Origin of the sequence: Micromonospora sagamiensis (assembly GCF_014680085.1) — a bacterium.
Classification (GTDB): domain Bacteria; phylum Actinomycetota; class Actinomycetes; order Mycobacteriales; family Micromonosporaceae; genus Micromonospora; species Micromonospora inyonensis.
Window position 1 is genome coordinate 3381388 of sequence record NZ_AP023438.1, and the last position, 16441, is coordinate 3397828.

Sequence of the window (16441 nt, forward strand, 5' to 3'; positions counted from 1 at the left end):
CGAACGGAAGGTGGGTACGGTGACCGCACCGAACGACAAGCCGAACGACGGGGGCGTCCCGGTGCCGGTGACGCCGGCCGGCGCCAGCAGCACCGCGCCGGCCGAGTACCCGCCGGCCAGCCCGGCCGGCCGGGGCATGTTCGGCATCCATGGTTCCGGTGACACCTCCGGCTTCGGCGGCCTGGTCCGGCCGCGCCGACCGATCGAGGAGGCCGCCCGGCCGTACGGCAGCTACTTCGACGAGGTCCGCGACGCGCTGGAGGAGGCGTACCCGGCCTTCAACGAGGCGATCGAGAAGGTCGTCGTCGACCGGGGCGAGCTGACCCTGCACGTCCGCCCGGAGAAGATCGCCGAGGTCTGCCAGGTGATGCGGGACGACCTCGCCCTCCGCTTCGAGCTGTGCTCCTCGGTCTCCGGGGTGGACTACCTCGGCGCGGACGAGCGCCGGCTGCACGTGGTCTACCACCTGACCTCGATGACCTACCGCCGCCAGGTACGGCTGGAGGCCGCCGTTTCGGCCGAGGCCCCGCACCTGCCGAGCGTGACCGCCGTCTACCCGACCGCCGACTGGCAGGAGCGGGAGACGTACGACATGTTCGGCGTCGTCTTCGACGGCCACCCCAACCTGACCCGGATCCTCATGCCGGACGACTGGGAGGGGCACCCGCAGCGCAAGGACTACCCGCTCGGCGGTGTCCCCGTCGAGTACAAGGGCGCGGAGATCCCACCGCCAGACCAGCGGAGGTCCTACCAGTGAGCACCCCGAGCTACGCCACCGAGCGCGAGACGACCGAGGGCAAGGTCTTCACCGTCACCGGCGGGGACTGGGACCGGGTCGTCTCCGGCACCGACCCGATCAACGACGAGCGGATCGTGGTCAACATGGGTCCGCAGCACCCGTCCACACACGGGGTGCTGCGGCTGGTCCTCGAGCTGGAGGGCGAGACCGTCCGCGAGGCGCGCTCGGTCGTCGGCTACCTGCACACCGGGATCGAGAAGAACCTCGAGTACCGCAACTGGGTGCTGGGCTCGACCTTCGTGACCCGGATGGACTACCTCGCGCCGATCTTCAACGAGACGGCGTACGCGCTGGCGGTGGAGAAGCTGCTCGGCATCTCCGAGCAGATCACCGAGCGGGCCACCACGATCCGGGTCCTGATGATGGAGCTGAACCGGATCTCCTCGCACCTGGTCTGGCTGGCCACCACCGGCATGGAGCTGGGCGCCATCTCGATCATGCTCTACGGCTTCCGGGAGCGGGAGTACATCCTCGAGATCTTCGAGATCATCACCGGCCTGCGGATGAACCACGCGTACGTCCGACCGGGCGGGGTCGCCCAGGACGTGCCGGACGAGGCGATCGTCAAGATCCGCAAGTTCCTCAAGGAGATGCCGAAGAAGCTCAAGGAGTACGAGGACCTCCTCTCCGGGCAGCCGATCTGGACCGAGCGGACGAAGAACGTCGCCGTGCTCGACGTGACCGCCTGCGTGGCGCTCGGCGTGACCGGGCCGGTGCTCCGCTCCGCCGGGCTCCCCTGGGACCTGCGCAAGACCATGCCGTACTGCGGCTACGAGACGTACGAGTTCGACGTGCCGACCCACCCGGACGGCGACGTCTGGGGCCGCTACCAGGTCCGGCTGGCCGAGATCCGGGAGTCGCTCAAGCTGGTCGAGCAGGCCCTCGACCGGCTGAAGCCGGGCCCGGTGATGGTCGCCGACAAGAAGATCGCCTGGCCGGCGCAGCTCGCCATCGGCGTCGACGGCATGGGCAACTCGCTGGAGCACGTCGCGAAGATCATGGGTCAGTCGATGGAGTCGCTGATCCACCACTTCAAGCTCGTCACCGAGGGCTTCCGGGTCCCGCCGGGCCAGGTCTACGTGGCGATCGAGGCGCCCCGCGGCGAGCTGGGCGTGCACGCGGTCTCCGACGGCGGCACCCGGCCGTACCGGGTGCACTACCGGGAGCCGAGCTTCGTCAACCTCCAGGCGCTCCCGGCCATGGCCGAGGGTGGCCTGATCGCCGACGTGATCGCCGGTGGTGCCTCGCTGGACCCCGTGATGGGTGGTTGTGACCGATGACGACTTTCACCGAAGAGACCCGGGCCCGGGCGCGGGAGATCATCGCCCGTTACCCGGCCGACCGGTCGCGTTCCGCGCTGCTCCCGCTGCTGCACCTGGTGCAGTCCGAGGAGGGGTACGTCTCCCCGGCCGGGGTCGAGTTCTGTGCCGAGGTGCTCGGCCTGAACAAGGCCCAGGTCGGCGCGGTCGCCACCTTCTACACCATGTACAAGCGCCGGCCGACCGGTGACTACCTGGTCAGCGTCTGCACCAACACGATGTGCAACGTGCTCGGCGGCCAGGAGGTCTACGACACCCTCGCCGAGCACCTGGGCGTGGGGCACGACGAGACCACCGCCGACGGGAAGATCACCCTGGAGCACGCCGAGTGCCTCGCGGCCTGCGACTACGGCCCGGTGATGACGGTCAACTACGACTTCTTCGACGGCGTCGACCCGCAGGCGGCCCTCGGGGTGGTCGAGGAGCTGCGCTCCGGCGGTCGGCCGATGCCGACCCGGGGCGCCCGCCTCTGCACCCTCAAGGAGATGGCGGTCCAGCTCGCCGGCTTCGCCGACGAGCGGGAGGGCGCGGTCGCCGACGGCGGGCCGGGCGAGCCGACCCTGCGCGGGCTGCGCCTGGCGCAGCAGCACGGCATCTCGGTGCCGGGCTTCGACCCGAACACCCCGATCCGCAGCAAGGCCGAAGCCGACAAGGCCGCCGCCGAGGCGAAGGCCAGGGCCGAGGCCGCGAAGCCGGCCCCGGCGGGCCAGCCGGCCCCGGCGTCGCCGCAGGCGGCCACCGGTAGCACCGCGCCCGACGTGAAGGCCCCGGACGCCAAGTCGCCCGAGGTGCGCGCCGCCGAGACCCGGCAGCCGGACGCGAAGACCGCCGTCGCGGACGCGCCCGGCACCAAGGTGCCGGCCGGCGGCACCTCGCCGGCCACCCGCGACGCGCGGGCCGCCGAGGCCGAGGGCGCGGCGGCCAACGCACCGGCGGGCGACGGCAAGCCCGCCGGTGACAACGCCGCTGCGCAGGAGCGCTCGCTCAAGGAAGCGGAGGCCAACAAGTGACCACGCCTCGGCCGGAGACGCTGGCCAAGCTGACCCCGGTGCTCACCAAGCGCTGGCTCTCGCCGGACGCCTGGCGGATCGACACCTACCAGCGGCTGGACGGCTACGCCGCCCTGCGCAAGGCACTCAGGGCGCACCCGGACGACCTGATCCAGCTGGTCAAGGACTCCGGGCTGCGCGGTCGGGGTGGCGCCGGCTTCCCGACCGGCCTGAAGTGGGGCTTCATCCCGCAGGGCGACGGCAAGCCGCACTACCTCGTGGTCAACGCCGACGAGGGCGAGCCGGGCACCTGCAAGGACCTGCCGCTGATGACGCACGACCCGCACTCGCTGGTCGAGGGCGTGATCATCGCGTCGTACGCGATCCGGGCCAACCGCGCGTACATCTACATCCGCGGTGAGGCGGTGCACGCCGCCCGCCGGCTGCGCAACGCGGTGCGCGAGGCGTACGACCGGGGCTACCTCGGCCGGAACATCCTCGGCTCCGGGTTCGACCTGGACCTGGTGGTGCACTCGGGCGCGGGCGCGTACATCTGCGGCGAGGAGACCGCGCTGCTGGACTCGCTGGAGGGCTTCCGGGGCCAGCCCCGACTGCGTCCGCCCTTCCCGGCGACGCACGGCCTCTACGCCAGCCCGACGGTGGTCAACAACGTCGGCACCATCGCCAGCGTGCCGTACATCGTGCTGGGCGGGGCGGACTGGTGGAAGACCATGGGCACGGAGAAGTCCTCCGGGCCGATGATCTACTCGCTCTCCGGCCGGATCGCCAACCCGGGCCAGTACGAGTGCTCGATGGGCATCACGCTGCGTGAGCTGCTGGAGCTGGCCGGGGGCATGCAGCCCGGTCACCACCTGCGGTTCTGGACGCCGGGCGGCTCGTCGACGCCACTGCTCACCGCCGAGCACCTCGACGTCCCGCTGGACTTCGAGGCCGTCGCGGCGGCCGGCTCGATCCTGGGCACCACGGCCACCCAGATCTTCTCCGACCAGGACTGCCCGGTCTACGCGGTCTACCGGTGGCTGGAGTTCTACCACCACGAGTCGTGCGGCAAGTGCACCCCGTGCCGCGAGGGCAACTACTGGATGGTCCGGGTCTACCGGCGGATCCTCGCCGGCCAGGGCACCCACGAGGACCTGGACACCCTGCTCGACACCTGTGACAACATCCTCGGCCGCTCGTTCTGTGGTCTGGGCGACGGTGCGACCAGCTCGGTGACCTCGTCCCTGAAGTACTTCAAGCAGGACTACCTCGACTACATCGAGGGACGTACCGCGCCGAGGCTGTCGGCCAAGCAGCTGGTGGGAGCGCACTGATGACCGACGTAGCGAAGCAGACCGAGACCGTCACCCTCACCATCGACGGCGTCCAGGTCACCGCCCCGAAGGGGGCGCTGCTGATCCGGGTCGCCGAGCAGATGGGCATCGCGATCCCCCGGTTCTGCGACCACCCGCTGCTGGCCCCGGCCGGCGCGTGCCGGCAGTGCCTCGTCGACGTGGAGGGGCAGCGCAAGCCGGTCGCCTCCTGCACGCAGACGGTGGCCGAGGGCATGGTGGTCCGCACCCAGCTCACCTCCCCGGTCGCGAAGAAGGCGCAGGAGGGGGTGATGGAGCTGCTGCTCCTCAACCACCCCCTCGACTGCCCGATGTGCGACAAGGGCGGCGAGTGCCCGTTGCAGAACCAGGCGATGTCCACCGGCCGCGCCGACTCCCGCTTCCACGAGCACAAGCGGGAGTACGAGAAGCCGCTGAACATCTCCACCCAGGTCCTGCTGGACCGCGAGCGGTGCGTCCTCTGCCAGCGGTGCACCCGCTTCTCCGAGGAGATCGCCGGGGACAAGTTCATCGACCTGATGGGCCGCTCCTCCGCCGAGGAGATCAACATCTACCGGGACGAGGCGTACGGTGCCGCCGACGGCGAGGACGACGGCGACGTGCCGTTCAACTCGTACTTCTCCGGCAACACCGTGCAGATCTGCCCGGTCGGCGCGCTCACCGGGGCCCAGTACCGCTTCCGGGCCCGCCCGTTCGACCTGGTCTCCACCCCGAGCGTCTGCGAGCACTGCTCGGCCGGGTGCTCCCAGCGCACCGACTGGCGACGGGGCAAGGTGCTGCGCCGGCTGGCCGGTGACGACCCGCAGGTCAACGAGGAGTGGAACTGCGACAAGGGCCGTTGGGGCTTCCAGTACGCCCGCGCCTTCGACCGGATCACCACCCCGCTGGTGCGGGACGCGAAGACCGGTGAGCTGCGCGAGGCGTCCTGGAGCGAGGCGCTCACCGTGGCCGCCGAGGGGTTGGCCGCCGCCCGTGACGGTGGGCAGGGCACCGCGGTGCTCACCGGTGGCCGGCTGACCGTCGAGGACGCCTACGCGTACGCCAAGTTCGCCCGGGTCGCCCTGAACACCAACGACATCGACTTCCGTGCCCGCCCGGTCTCCCGCGAGGAGACCGAGTTCCTGGCCAGCAACGTCGCCGGGATCACCGAGGTCACCTACGCCGACGTCGAGAACGCCTCGGCGGTGGTGCTGGCCGGCCTGGAGCCGGAGGAGGAGTGCCCGATCCTCTTCCTGCGGCTGCGCAAGGCGTACCTGAAGAAGAAGCTCAAGGTCTACGCGCTGGCGCCGTTCGCCACCCGGGGCCTGGAGAAGCTCGGCGCGAAGCTCGCCCGGGTGGTGCCGGGCGAGGAGGCGCCGCTGCTGGCCGACCACGCCACGGTCACCGAGGCGCTGAGCGCCGAGGGCGCGATCCTGATCGTCGGCGAGCGACTGGCCACCGTCCCCGGTGGCCTCTCCGCCGCTGCCGACGTGGCCCGGCGTACCGGGGCGAAGCTGGCCTGGGTGCCGCGGCGCGCGGGTGACCGGGGCGCGGTGGACACCGGCTGCCTGCCGAACCTGCTTCCCGGCGGACGCCTGGTCACCGAGCCGGCGGCCCGCGCCGAGCTGGGCGAGGCGTGGGACATCGCGGCCGGGGTGATCCCGAGCCAGGCCGGTCGGGACACCGACGGGATCATCGCCGCCGCGGCGGCCGGCACGCTGGGCGCGCTGGTGGTGGCCGGGGTCGACCCGGCCGACCTGGCCGACCCGCGACTGGCCGAGCAGGCCCTCGACGAGGTGCCGTTCCTGGTCAGCCTGGAGCTGCGGATGAGCGCGGTGGCCCGCCGGGCCGACGTGGTCCTCCCGGTGGCCCCGGTGGTCGAGAAGGCCGGCAGCTTCCTGGACTGGGAGGGGCGGCTGCGGCCGTTCGACGCGGTGCTCCAGACCCCGGCGATGTCCGACGGCCGGGTGCTCGACGCGATCGCCGACCGGCTCGGGGTCCGACTCGGCACCGGTGACGTGCTGAGCGTCCGCCGTGAGCTGGGTTCCCTGCCGGCCACCCGGACCGACCGGCCGTCGGCACCGTCCGTGGAGCCACAGCCGGCACCCCAGCCGGGCGCGGGCGAGGCGGTTCTCGCCACCTGGCACCAGCTCATCGACCTGGGCAGCCTCATCGACGGTGACGAGCACCTGGGCGGCACCGCCCGGACGCCGGTGGTGCGGCTGGGCAAGGGCACCGCCGAGGCGCTCGGCGTCGCCGACGGTGACGCGGTGATGGTGGGGACCGACCGGGGGGCGCTGACCCTGCCGGCGGCCATCACCGAGATGCCGGACGGCGTCGTCTGGCTGCCGACCAATTCACCCGGTTCGACCGTCCGGCGCAGCCTCGGCGCGACGTCCGGCACGGTGGTACGCGTCTCCGCTGCGGCGGGGCCGTCCACCACGCCGGAACGCGTGGCCCTGGACGCCGCCGACCGCCCGGGTCCGCTCCTCAACACCGGGGGTGTATCCCAGTGAACGCGGTCTACCTCGCGCAGGACCCGACGCTGGCCGACTTCGGCAGGGACCCGTGGTGGCTGGTCCTGATCAAGATCGTCTTCGCCTTCGCCTTCGGCCTGCTCGCCACCCTGCTCGGCGTCTGGTTCGAGCGGCGCGTGGTGGGTTACATGCAGGTCCGGCCGGGCCCGAACCAGATCGGGCCGTTTGGTCTGCTCCAGACCCTCGCCGACGGTCTCAAGATGGCCTTCAAGGAGGACATCCTCCCGAAGGCGGCGGACAAGGTCGTCTACTTCTTCGCCCCGGCCGTCTCGGTGATCTGCGCGGTCACCGCGCTGTCGGTGATCCCGTTCGGCCCGATGGTGAGCATCTTCGGCCACCGGACGCCGCTCCAGGTCACCGACGTGTCGGTGGCGGTGCTGGTGGTGCTGGCCTGCTCCTCGATGGCGGTCTACGGCATCGTGCTCGGCGGCTGGGCCTCCGGGTCGACGTACCCGCTGCTCGGTGGTCTCCGCTCCAGCGCCCAGATGATCTCGTACGAGGTCGCGCTCGGGCTGAGCATCGTCGCCGTCTTCATGACCGCCGGCACGATGTCCACCAGCGGGATCGTCGCCGCCCAGGCCAACGGCACCCAGCTGAACGTCTTCGGGCAGGAGTTCTCCGCCCCGGGCTGGTACGCGATCCTGCTCATGCCGAGCTTCATCATCTTCTTCATCGCCACCGTCGGTGAGACCAACCGGGCGCCGTTCGACCTGCCGGAGGCGGAGTCGGAGCTGGTCGCGGGCTTCATGACCGAGTACAGCTCGCTGAAGTTCGCGCTCTTCATGCTCTCCGAGTACGTCGCGATGGTGACCATGTCGGCCTTCACCGTGACGCTGTTCCTCGGCGGCTGGCGGGCGCCCGCGCCGATCACCACCTTCTGGGAGGGGGCGAACTCCGGCTGGTGGCCGATGCTGTGGTTCTTCGCCAAGGTCGTCATGCTGGTGTTCGTCTTCGTCTGGCTGCGGGGCACCCTGCCCCGGCTCCGGTACGACCAGTTCATGCGGCTGGGCTGGAAGGTGCTGCTCCCGATCAACCTGGTCTGGATCCTGGTGCTGGCCTGGCTGCGCTCGATCGAGGACTGGGACACCCGGGGCCGGCTGACCGGCGTCGGTGTGCTGGCCGGAGTGCTGCTCCTGGCCGTACTGCTCTGGCCGAGTCGCAAGCCGGTGCGCAAGCCCAGCCTGCAGGAGCAGGTCGACAGCCGACCGCACGGCAGTTTCCCGGTGCCCCCCATGGACCTGCAGGTGCCACCGAGCCCGCGCACCAAGCGGGTGGTGGCCGAGCGGGAGCCGGCCAACATCGGCGCCGGCCCGGACTCGAAGGAGGTGTGACGTGGGCGGGATCACCGGAACGTTCAAGGGCTTCGGCGTCACCTTCTCGCACATGTTCAGGAAGGTCGTCACGACCGACTACCCGTTCAAGCCGCCGACCCCGGCGCCGCGCTACCACGGGCGGCACATCCTCAACCGGCACCCGGACGGGCTGGAGAAGTGCATTGGCTGCGAGCTGTGCGCCTGGGCCTGCCCGGCGGACGCGATCTACGTCGAGGGTGGCGACAACACCGACGAGCAGCGCTTCTCGCCGGGTGAGCGGTACGCCAGCATCTACCAGATCAACTACGCCCGCTGCATCTTCTGCGGGCTCTGCATCGAGGCCTGCCCGACCCGTTCGCTGACCATGAGCAACGAGTACGAGCTGGCCCGGGACAACCGGCAGGACCTGATCTTCACCAAGGAGCAGCTGCTCGCGCCGCTGCTCGAGGGGATGGAGCAGCCGCCGCACCCGATGCGACTGGGCGACAGCGAGAAGGACTACTACGTCGGCGCGCTGGAGAACCCGGGCACCTCGGCCGGAGCCGAGCGCTCCCCGATGGGGCCCGGCCGGTACGCGCTCGACGAGACCCCGGGCGTGACGTTCCCCGGCGCCGAGCAGGCGGCCCAGCGGGCCGAGGCGGCCAAGGGCAGCAAGGGAGACAGGGCATGACCACGTCTACGGTGCTGGCCGCGGCGGGCGAGGTGTCCGGCGGCGAGGAGATCACCTTCTGGATCCTCGCCCCGCTGGCCCTGCTCGGCGCGATCGGCATGCTCTGGGCACGCAACGCGGTGCACTCGGCGCTCTGGCTGGTGCTGACGATGCTCTGCCTGGGTGTGTTCTACGTGCTCCAGGCGGGCCCGTTCATCGGCATGGTGCAGATCATCGTCTACACCGGCGCGATCATGATGCTGTTCCTGTTCGTGCTGATGCTGGTCGGCCGGGACTCGTCGGACTCGCTGATCGAGACGCTGCGTGGCCAGCGCGTCGCGGCGATCCTGCTCGGTCTCGGCTTCGCCGGCCTGGTCGCCGGTGGTCTGGCCCGCGCGCTCGACGGCACCACGCCGGTCGGCCTCGACGAGGCCAACGCCGAGGGGAACGTGCAGGGCATCGCCCGGCTGCTCTTCACCAAGTACGTCTTCGCCTTCGAGCTGACCTCGGCGCTGCTGATCACCGCTGCGGTCGGGGCGATGGTGCTGGCGCACGTCGAGCGGCGCCGGGAGGACAAGATGGACCAGGTGGCGACCATGAAGGCCCGCTTCGCCCCCGGCAACTACCCCGGCCCGAAGCCGGGCCCGGGTGTGTTCGCCACCTCCTCGTCGGTGGCCACTCCGGCCCGCCTGCCCGACGGCCGGCTGACCGAGCGCAGCATCCCCGAGATCATGCCGGTCCGGGAGCTGAGCGCGGAGGAGACGACGCTGAAGGGGACCGACCGGTGACTCCGGACTACTACCTGATCCTGGCCGCGGTGCTCTTCACCATCGGCGCGGTCGGGGTGCTCATCCGACGCAACGCGATCGTGCTGTTCATGTGCATCGAGCTGATGCTCAACGCGGCAAACCTGACCCTGGTCACCTTCGCCCGGATCAACGGTGACCTGAATGGGCAGATCATGGCCTTCTTCGTGATGGTGGTGGCCGCCGCCGAGGTCGTGGTCGGACTCGCGATCATCATGTCGATCTTCCGGACTCGACGCTCGGCGAGCGTCGACGACGCCAACCTGCTCAAGTACTAGAGGGGCCGACGCAGTGGAAGAAACTGTGCGTTACGCAGAGGCCACGGGTTTGCTCGGCAGCGTCTGGCTGCTGGTGGCCATCCCCCTGGTCAGCGCGGCGATCCTGCTGCTGCTGGGCCGGCGGGCCGACCGCTGGGGGCACTGGCTCGGCGTGGCCGCCATCGGTGCCGCGTTCGTCCTCGGCCTCACCTACTTCTTCCAGCTGCGTGGCCTGGAGAACAAGTCGGTCGAGCGAAGCCTCTGGGACTTCATCGCCGTCGGTGATTTCCGGGTGGACTTCGGCCTGCTCTTCGACCCGCTGGCCGCGGTCTTCGTCCTGCTGATCACCGGCGTGGGCTTCCTGATCCACCTGTACGCGGTGGAGTACATGTCGCACGACGCGGGTCGGCGGCGGTTCTTCGCGTACTTCAACCTGTTCGTCGCCGCCATGCTCCTGCTGGTGCTCGGCAACAACTACGTGATGCTCTACTTCGGCTGGGAGGGCGTCGGTCTGGCGTCGTACCTGCTGATCTCCTTCTGGTACGACCGGCCGAGCGCGGCCACCGCCGGCAAGAAGGCGTTCCTGATGAACCGGGTCGGCGACGCCGGCCTGGCCATCGGCATCTTCATCATGTTCGCCACCCTCGGCACCACCCAGTACGACGAGGTGTTCAACGGGGTGGGCGGCCTCGCTGGCGGGACCGTCCTGGTCCTCGGCCTGCTGCTGCTGCTCGGCGCGACCGGCAAGTCCGGCCAGTTCCCGCTCCAGGCGTGGCTCCCGGACGCGATGGAGGGCCCGACCCCGGTGTCCGCGCTCATCCACGCGGCCACCATGGTCACCGCGGGCGTCTACCTGATCGCCCGCTCCAACCCGATCTACTCGGCCAACGAGACCCTCCAGCTCGTGGTGGTCAGCGTCGGTGCGCTCACCCTGCTGATCGGCTGCGTCATCGGCGCGGCCAAGGACGACATCAAGCGGGTGCTGGCCTGGTCGACGGTGAGCCAGATCGGCTACATGTTCGTCGGCGTGGGGCTCGGCGGCGCGGCGTACGCGCTGGCCATCGTGCACCTGCTGGCGCACGGCTTCTTCAAGGCCAACATGTTCCTCGGGGCCGGCTCGGTCATGCACGGCATGAAGGACCAGGTGGACATCCGCCGCTTCGGCGGGCTGTCGAAGTACATGAAGATCACCTGGATCACCTTCATGATGGGCTGGCTCGCCATCATCGGCATGTTCCCGTTCTCCGGCTTCTTCTCCAAGGAGCCGATCATCGTGGCCGCGTTCGAGCGGGACGACTGGACGGCCTGGCTGTTCGGTGGCGCGGCGCTGCTCGGCGCGGGGCTGACCGCCTTCTACATGACCCGGCTCTTCGTGCTCACCTTCCACGGCCCGAAGCGGTGGACCGAGGACATCGAGCACCCGCACGAGTCGCCGGCCCTGATGACCATCCCGCTGATCCTGCTGGCCGCCGGCTCGGTCGGTGCCGGTTTCCTCCTCTCCACCTCCGTGCCGGACTGGCTGACCGCCACCGCCGGCCTGGGCGGCGAGGAAGGGCACCACGAGGCGGTCCTGTCGCACACCGTCATCACGGTGCTCTCGCTCCTGGTCACGGTGCTCGGTGCCGGGTTGGCCTGGATGCTGTTCCGCAACGGCACCGCCACCGCGCCACAGCCGGCCGGGGTGCTGGTCACCGCCGCCCGGCGCAACCTCTACACCGACGCGTTCAACGAGGCGGTCTTCGAGAAGCCGGGCATCTTCCTCACCCGGGCGCTCGTCTACCTCGACAACCGTGGCGTCGACGGGCTGGTCAACGGTCTCGCCGCGGCGATCGGCGGGGGTTCCGGCCGGCTCCGGCGGCTCCAGACCGGCTTCGTCCGGTCGTACGCGACGTCGATCCTGACCGGCGCGCTGCTGGTGGTGGCGGCGTTCCTGGCCGTACAGGCGGGGTGGTTGGCGTGATCGACCTCTTCCCGGCGGTCGCCGCCGCCGGCGGACCGCGCAGTCACGACGGAGGTAAGGCCGCATAATGTCCGACTTCCCCTTCCTCTCGGTGCTGACCGTGGCGCCGCTGGTCGGCGCCCTGATCGTGGCCTTCCTGCCGCGTAGCCGACCGGAGTTCGCCAAGCAGGTGGCCTTCGTCTGGTCCCTGGTGGTGCTGGCGCTGACCGTCGTCATGTGGGTGGCGTTCAAGGCCGGTGGCGAGCGGTTCCAGTTCCGCGAGTCCTACACCTGGATCCCGCAGTGGGACGCCCGGTTCACCTTCGCCGCCGACGGCATCGCCCTGGTGATGCTGATGCTGATCGCGGTGCTGGTGCCGCTGGTGATCCTGGCCTCCTGGCACGACGCGGACGCCTCGAAGCGGTCGGTGCCGGCCTACTTCGCCCTGCTGCTGGTGCTCGAGAGCACGATGATCGGCGTCTTCGCCGCCGCCGACGTCTTCCTGTTCTACGTGTTCTTCGAGGTCATGCTGGTGCCGATGTACTTCCTCATCGGCAGCTACGGCGGCCACCAGCGCCAGTACGCCGCGGTGAAGTTCTTCCTCTACTCGCTGGTCGGCGGTCTGTTCATGCTGGCCGCGGTGATCGGCCTCTGGGTCGTCGGCGGGAAGACCTTCGACTGGCAGGCGCTGGTGCAGGCGGACATCTCCGCCGGCACCGAGCGCTGGCTCTTCCTCGGCTTCTTCGTCGCCTTCGCGATCAAGGCGCCGTTCTTCCCGTTCCACACCTGGCTCCCGGACGCCGGTGGCGCCGCCCCGGCCGGTTCCGCCGCGCTGCTGGTCGGCGTCATGGACAAGGTCGGCACCTTCGGCATCCTGCGGTACTGCCTGCCGATGTTCCCGGAGGCGTCGAAGTGGTTCGCGCCGTGGGCGCTGGCGCTGGGCCTGATCGGCATCGTCTACGCCGCGCTGCTGGCGGTCGGGCAGAACGACCTGAAGCGGCTGGTGTCGTACACGTCGATCGCCCACTTCGGCTTCATCGGGGTCGGCATCTTCGCCTTCACCACCCAGGCCGGCACCGGCGCGGTGCTCTACATGGTCAACCACGGGCTCGCCACCGGCCTGCTCTTCCTGGTGGTGGGCATGCTGATCGCCCGCCGTGGCTCGGCCCTGATCAGCGACTTCGGCGGTGCGGGCAAGCTGGTCCCGGTCCTGGCCGGGGTGCTCTTCTTCGCCGGTCTCGCCTCGCTGGCACTGCCCGGCACCGCGCCGTTCATCTCCGAGTTCCTGGTGCTGATCGGCACCTTCACGGTGAACAAGCCGGTCGCGGTGATCGCCACGCTCGGCATCATCCTGGCCGCCGCGTACGTGCTCTGGATGGTGCAGCGCACCACGCAGGGCACGCTGAACCCGGCGCTGACCGAGGTCGAGGGCATGCGGCGTGACCTGAACCTGCGCGAGAAGGTCGTGGTCGCCCCGCTGATCGCGCTGATCGTGCTGCTCGGCTTCTATCCCAAGCCGCTCACCGATGTCATCAACCCCGCCGTCCAGGCGACCATGCAGGACGTCGGCAAGACCGACCCCGCCCCGACGGTCGGCAGCGTCCAGGAGGCCGCAAAGTGACCGAACTCGAGTTGCCCTCGATCGACTATCGGGCGCTCCTGCCGATTCTGATCATGCTGGGCGCGGCCCTGCTCGGCGTCCTGGTCGAGGCGTTCGTGCCGCGCCGGGGTCGCCACCCGGTCCAGCTCCTGCTCGCCCTGGCGGCCGTGGTGGCCGCCTTCGTGGCGGTGGTCCTCGCCGACGACCGGCGCGGCATCACCGCCGGCGGGGCGATCGCGGTGGACGGGCCGACCCTGTTCCTCCAGGGCGGCATCCTGCTCCTCGCCGCGGTGGCGCTGCTGCTGATCGGCGAGCGGACCGTCGAGCGGGGCGGGGCGTTCGTCGCCCAGGCCGCGGTCCGGGCCGAGTCGACCGAGGACCGGCGGCAGGCGGACGGGCAGAACGGGGCGACCGAGGTCTTCCCGCTGACCACCTTCGCCATCGCCGGCATGCTGATCTTCGTGGCGGCGAACGACCTGCTGACCATGTTCATCGCCCTCGAGGTCTTCTCGCTGCCGCTCTACCTGCTCTGCGCGCTGGCCCGACGCCGCCGGCTGCTGAGCCAGGAAGCCGCCCTGAAGTACTTCATGCTCGGCGCGTACGCCTCGGCGTTCTTCCTGTTCGGCGTGGCGCTGATCTACGGCTTCACCTCCGGCACGCCGGGCCGGGAGGCCGGGGTCGACCTGGACACGGTGGCCGCGGCGGTGGGCGAGTCGACCTCCAGTCGGGTGCTGCTCTTCGCCGGTATCGCCCTGCTCTCCATCGGCCTGCTGTTCAAGGCCGCGGCGGCCCCCTTCCACGTCTGGACCCCGGACGTCTACCAGGGCGCGCCGACCCCGATCACCGGCTTCATGGCCGCCTGCACCAAGGTCGCCGCCTTCGGCGCGCTGCTGCGGATCTTCCACGTCGCCTTCGGTGGGGCCGCCTGGGACTTCACCCCGGTGCTCGGCGCGGTGGCGGTGCTCACCATGCTGATCGGCGCGGTGCTGGCGGTCACCCAGACCGACATCAAGCGGCTGCTGGCGTACTCGTCCATCGCGAACGCCGGCTACCTGCTGGTCGGGGTGCTCGCCCCGGGTCGGGACGGTCTCTCCGGCACGATGTTCTACCTGGTCGCGTACGGCTTCTCGGTGCTCGCCGCGTTCGCCGTGGTGACCCTGGTGCGCGACGCCGACGGTGAGGCCACCCACCTGTCCCGCTGGGCGGGCCTGGGGAGGCGGTCGCCGTTCTACGCCGCCCTGTTCACCCTCATCCTGCTGGCCTTCGCCGGTATCCCGCTGACCAGCGGCTTCATGAGCAAGGTCGCGGTCTTCGGTCCGGCCCTGGACGGCGGGCAGGCGTGGCTGGTGATCGCCGGTGTGCTGACCAGCATGGTGCTCGCCTTCCCGTACCTGCGGGTCGTGGTGATGATGTGGCTCTCCGAGCCGGGCGACTCCACCCCGACGGTCACCGTGCCCGGTGGGCTGACCGCCGCCGCCCTGATGATCGGTGTGGCCGCCACCGTGCTCCTCGGGGTGGCCCCGGCCCCGCTGCTCGACCTGGCAGACGGTGCCGCCCAGTTCCTTCGATGATCCGTCCGGCCGGCCGGTCCCGGCCACCGTCGTCGCCTCCGGTCCACCGGACGCCACGGCAGTGGCCGGGACCGGCCGGCCGTTTCGTACGCAACTGCCCGCCCCTGTGTCCCGTCCGGTCGGTTCTGACCGGTCGGCAGCCCTGGCGGGTCTCCGAGGTGGCGGCCGGGACGGTTGCGCCGGTGGTCGGCCGGGTGCCGCCGGGACCGCCCCGACCGGACCTGGTCGAGCGGGTGTGGCATGGTTGAGGGCGTGGAGACAGCGGCTGGCCAGCGAACAGGTGCCCCCGGCTCCGGCGGTCGTCGGAGCCGGCCGGGAACGGGGCAATTCGACTCGCTCGGTCTCTACCTCGCGGACGCCAAGGTCGAGGCGTCCGTCCTCGGACTGCTGGAGACGGTCGAGGCCGAGCTGAGGTCGAGCGTGGCAAGTGCCGACCCGCTCGTCACCGAGGCCGCCCGGCACCTGGTGGAGGCCGGCGGCAAGCGGTTCCGGCCGCTGCTGGTGGCGCTCGGTGCGCAGTTCGGCGACCCGACCGGCCCGCAGGTGGTCCCGGCGGCGGTGGTGATGGAACTCACCCACCTGGCCACGCTCTACCACGACGACGTGATGGACGAGGCCGCGGTGCGCCGGGGCGCGCCCAGCGCCAACTCCCGGTGGACCAACTCGATCGCCATCCTGGTCGGCGACTACCTCTTCGCCCGCGCCGCGGACATCGCGGCCGACCTGGGCGTCGAGGCCGTCCGCCTCCAGGCGCGCACGTTCGCCCGCCTGGTGCACGGCCAGATCGCCGAGACGGTGGGCCCGCGCCCCGGGGACGACCCGGTGCAGCACTACCTTCAGGTGATCGCCGAGAAGACCGGGTCACTGATCGCGACCTCGGCCCGGTTCGGCGGCATGTTCGGCGGTGCCCCGGCCGCCCACGTCGAGGCGCTCGCCGGGTACGGCGAAACCATCGGCCTGGCCTTCCAGCTCTCCGACGACCTGCTCGACATCTCGTCGGAGTCGGTGCAGTCGGGCAAGACCCCGGGTACGGACCTGCGCGAGGGGGTCCCCACCCTGCCGGTGCTCTACGCGCTGGCCTCGGACGACGCCGACGCCGCGTCGGTGCGGCTGCGGGAGATCCTGGCCACCGGCCCCCTCACCGACGACGACCTGCACGCCGAGGCGCTCGGCCTGCTGCGGGAGAGTCCGGCTCTGAAGCGGGCCCGGGAGACGGTGCGCAGCTACGCCGAGGAGGCCCGGGAGCAGCTCTCACCGCTCCCCGACGGCCCTGCCCGCCGGGCCCTCGAGTCCCTCTGCGACTTCGTGGCCGACCGCACCAGCTGACCCAC

13 protein-coding genes are annotated in these 16441 nt (G+C 70.7%); all 13 read left to right on the forward strand.

Annotation, left to right across the window (positions count from 1 at the left end; all coding sequences use genetic code 11):
- The first annotated feature begins 19 nt into the window (after positions 1–19).
- The 13 genes from IGA62_RS14880 to IGA62_RS14940 all read left to right on the forward strand — a co-directional run bounded on the left by IGA62_RS14880 (position 20) and on the right by IGA62_RS14940 (position 16436).
- Positions 20–757, forward strand: coding sequence for an NADH-quinone oxidoreductase subunit C (locus tag IGA62_RS14880; protein WP_145820683.1), 738 nt, complete (start codon positions 20–22; stop codon positions 755–757).
- Positions 754–2079: an NADH-quinone oxidoreductase subunit D gene (locus IGA62_RS14885; protein WP_145820681.1), complete on the forward strand. Its 1326-nt coding sequence runs from the start codon at positions 754–756 to the stop codon at positions 2077–2079. The genes IGA62_RS14880 and IGA62_RS14885 overlap by 4 nt, the downstream gene beginning before the upstream one ends.
- On the forward strand, positions 2076–3128 hold the full coding sequence (gene nuoE, locus IGA62_RS14890) for an NADH-quinone oxidoreductase subunit NuoE (protein WP_190289289.1): 1053 nt from the start codon (positions 2076–2078) through the stop codon (positions 3126–3128). The genes IGA62_RS14885 and nuoE overlap by 4 nt, the downstream gene beginning before the upstream one ends.
- Positions 3125–4441 (forward strand): NADH-quinone oxidoreductase subunit NuoF, encoded by a 1317-nt coding sequence (nuoF, locus tag IGA62_RS14895; protein WP_145820677.1) that lies wholly within the window; start codon positions 3125–3127, stop codon positions 4439–4441. The genes nuoE and nuoF overlap by 4 nt, the downstream gene beginning before the upstream one ends.
- The gene (locus IGA62_RS14900) at positions 4441–6954 is read left to right on the forward strand and encodes an NADH-quinone oxidoreductase subunit G (protein WP_145820675.1); all 2514 of its coding nucleotides are present in this window, start codon (positions 4441–4443) and stop codon (positions 6952–6954) included. The genes nuoF and IGA62_RS14900 overlap by 1 nt, the downstream gene beginning before the upstream one ends.
- Complete coding sequence (gene nuoH, locus IGA62_RS14905) at positions 6951–8306, forward strand: NADH-quinone oxidoreductase subunit NuoH (protein WP_145820673.1); 1356 nt, start codon at positions 6951–6953, stop codon at positions 8304–8306. Before IGA62_RS14900 ends, nuoH begins: the two co-directional genes overlap by 4 nt.
- Before the next feature lies 1 nt (position 8307).
- Positions 8308–8958 carry an NADH-quinone oxidoreductase subunit NuoI gene (gene nuoI / locus IGA62_RS14910; RefSeq protein WP_091455132.1) on the forward strand — a complete coding sequence of 217 codons (651 nt, stop codon included), beginning with the start codon at positions 8308–8310 and terminating at the stop codon, positions 8956–8958.
- The gene (locus IGA62_RS14915; RefSeq protein ID WP_145820670.1) at positions 8955–9725 is read left to right on the forward strand and encodes an NADH-quinone oxidoreductase subunit J; all 771 of its coding nucleotides are present in this window, start codon (positions 8955–8957) and stop codon (positions 9723–9725) included. Before nuoI ends, IGA62_RS14915 begins: the two co-directional genes overlap by 4 nt.
- The gene (gene nuoK / locus IGA62_RS14920) at positions 9722–10021 is read left to right on the forward strand and encodes an NADH-quinone oxidoreductase subunit NuoK (RefSeq protein ID WP_088981076.1); all 300 of its coding nucleotides are present in this window, start codon (positions 9722–9724) and stop codon (positions 10019–10021) included. Before IGA62_RS14915 ends, nuoK begins: the two co-directional genes overlap by 4 nt.
- A gap of 13 nt (positions 10022–10034) precedes the next feature.
- Entirely contained in the window at positions 10035–11960 is a 1926-nt protein-coding gene (gene nuoL, locus IGA62_RS14925; protein ID WP_145820668.1) for an NADH-quinone oxidoreductase subunit L, read from the forward strand.
- Positions 11961–12027: 67 nt separating this feature from the next.
- On the forward strand, positions 12028–13560 hold the full coding sequence (locus IGA62_RS14930) for an NADH-quinone oxidoreductase subunit M (RefSeq protein WP_145820666.1): 1533 nt from the start codon (positions 12028–12030) through the stop codon (positions 13558–13560).
- Positions 13557–15110, forward strand: a complete 1554-nt coding sequence (gene nuoN / locus IGA62_RS14935; RefSeq protein ID WP_145820664.1) for an NADH-quinone oxidoreductase subunit NuoN — start codon at positions 13557–13559, stop codon at positions 15108–15110. Before IGA62_RS14930 ends, nuoN begins: the two co-directional genes overlap by 4 nt.
- Positions 15111–15350: 240 nt before the next feature.
- The gene (locus IGA62_RS14940; RefSeq protein ID WP_145820662.1) at positions 15351–16436 is read left to right on the forward strand and encodes a polyprenyl synthetase family protein; all 1086 of its coding nucleotides are present in this window, start codon (positions 15351–15353) and stop codon (positions 16434–16436) included.
- Positions 16437–16441 lie beyond the last annotated feature (5 nt).

What these genes read in the sequence shown, in the direction of transcription:
- IGA62_RS14930 (WP_145820666.1), top strand. Translation starts at nt 12,028, where the DNA reads ATGTCCGACTTCCCCTTCCTCTCGGTGCTGACCGTGGCGCCGCTGGTC.
- nuoE (WP_190289289.1), top strand. Translation starts at nt 2,076, where the DNA reads ATGACGACTTTCACCGAAGAGACCCGGGCCCGGGCGCGGGAGATCATC.
- IGA62_RS14940 (WP_145820662.1), top strand. Translation starts at nt 15,351, where the DNA reads ATGGTTGAGGGCGTGGAGACAGCGGCTGGCCAGCGAACAGGTGCCCCC.
- IGA62_RS14900 (WP_145820675.1), top strand. Translation starts at nt 4,441, where the DNA reads ATGACCGACGTAGCGAAGCAGACCGAGACCGTCACCCTCACCATCGAC.
- IGA62_RS14915 (WP_145820670.1), top strand. Translation starts at nt 8,955, where the DNA reads ATGACCACGTCTACGGTGCTGGCCGCGGCGGGCGAGGTGTCCGGCGGC.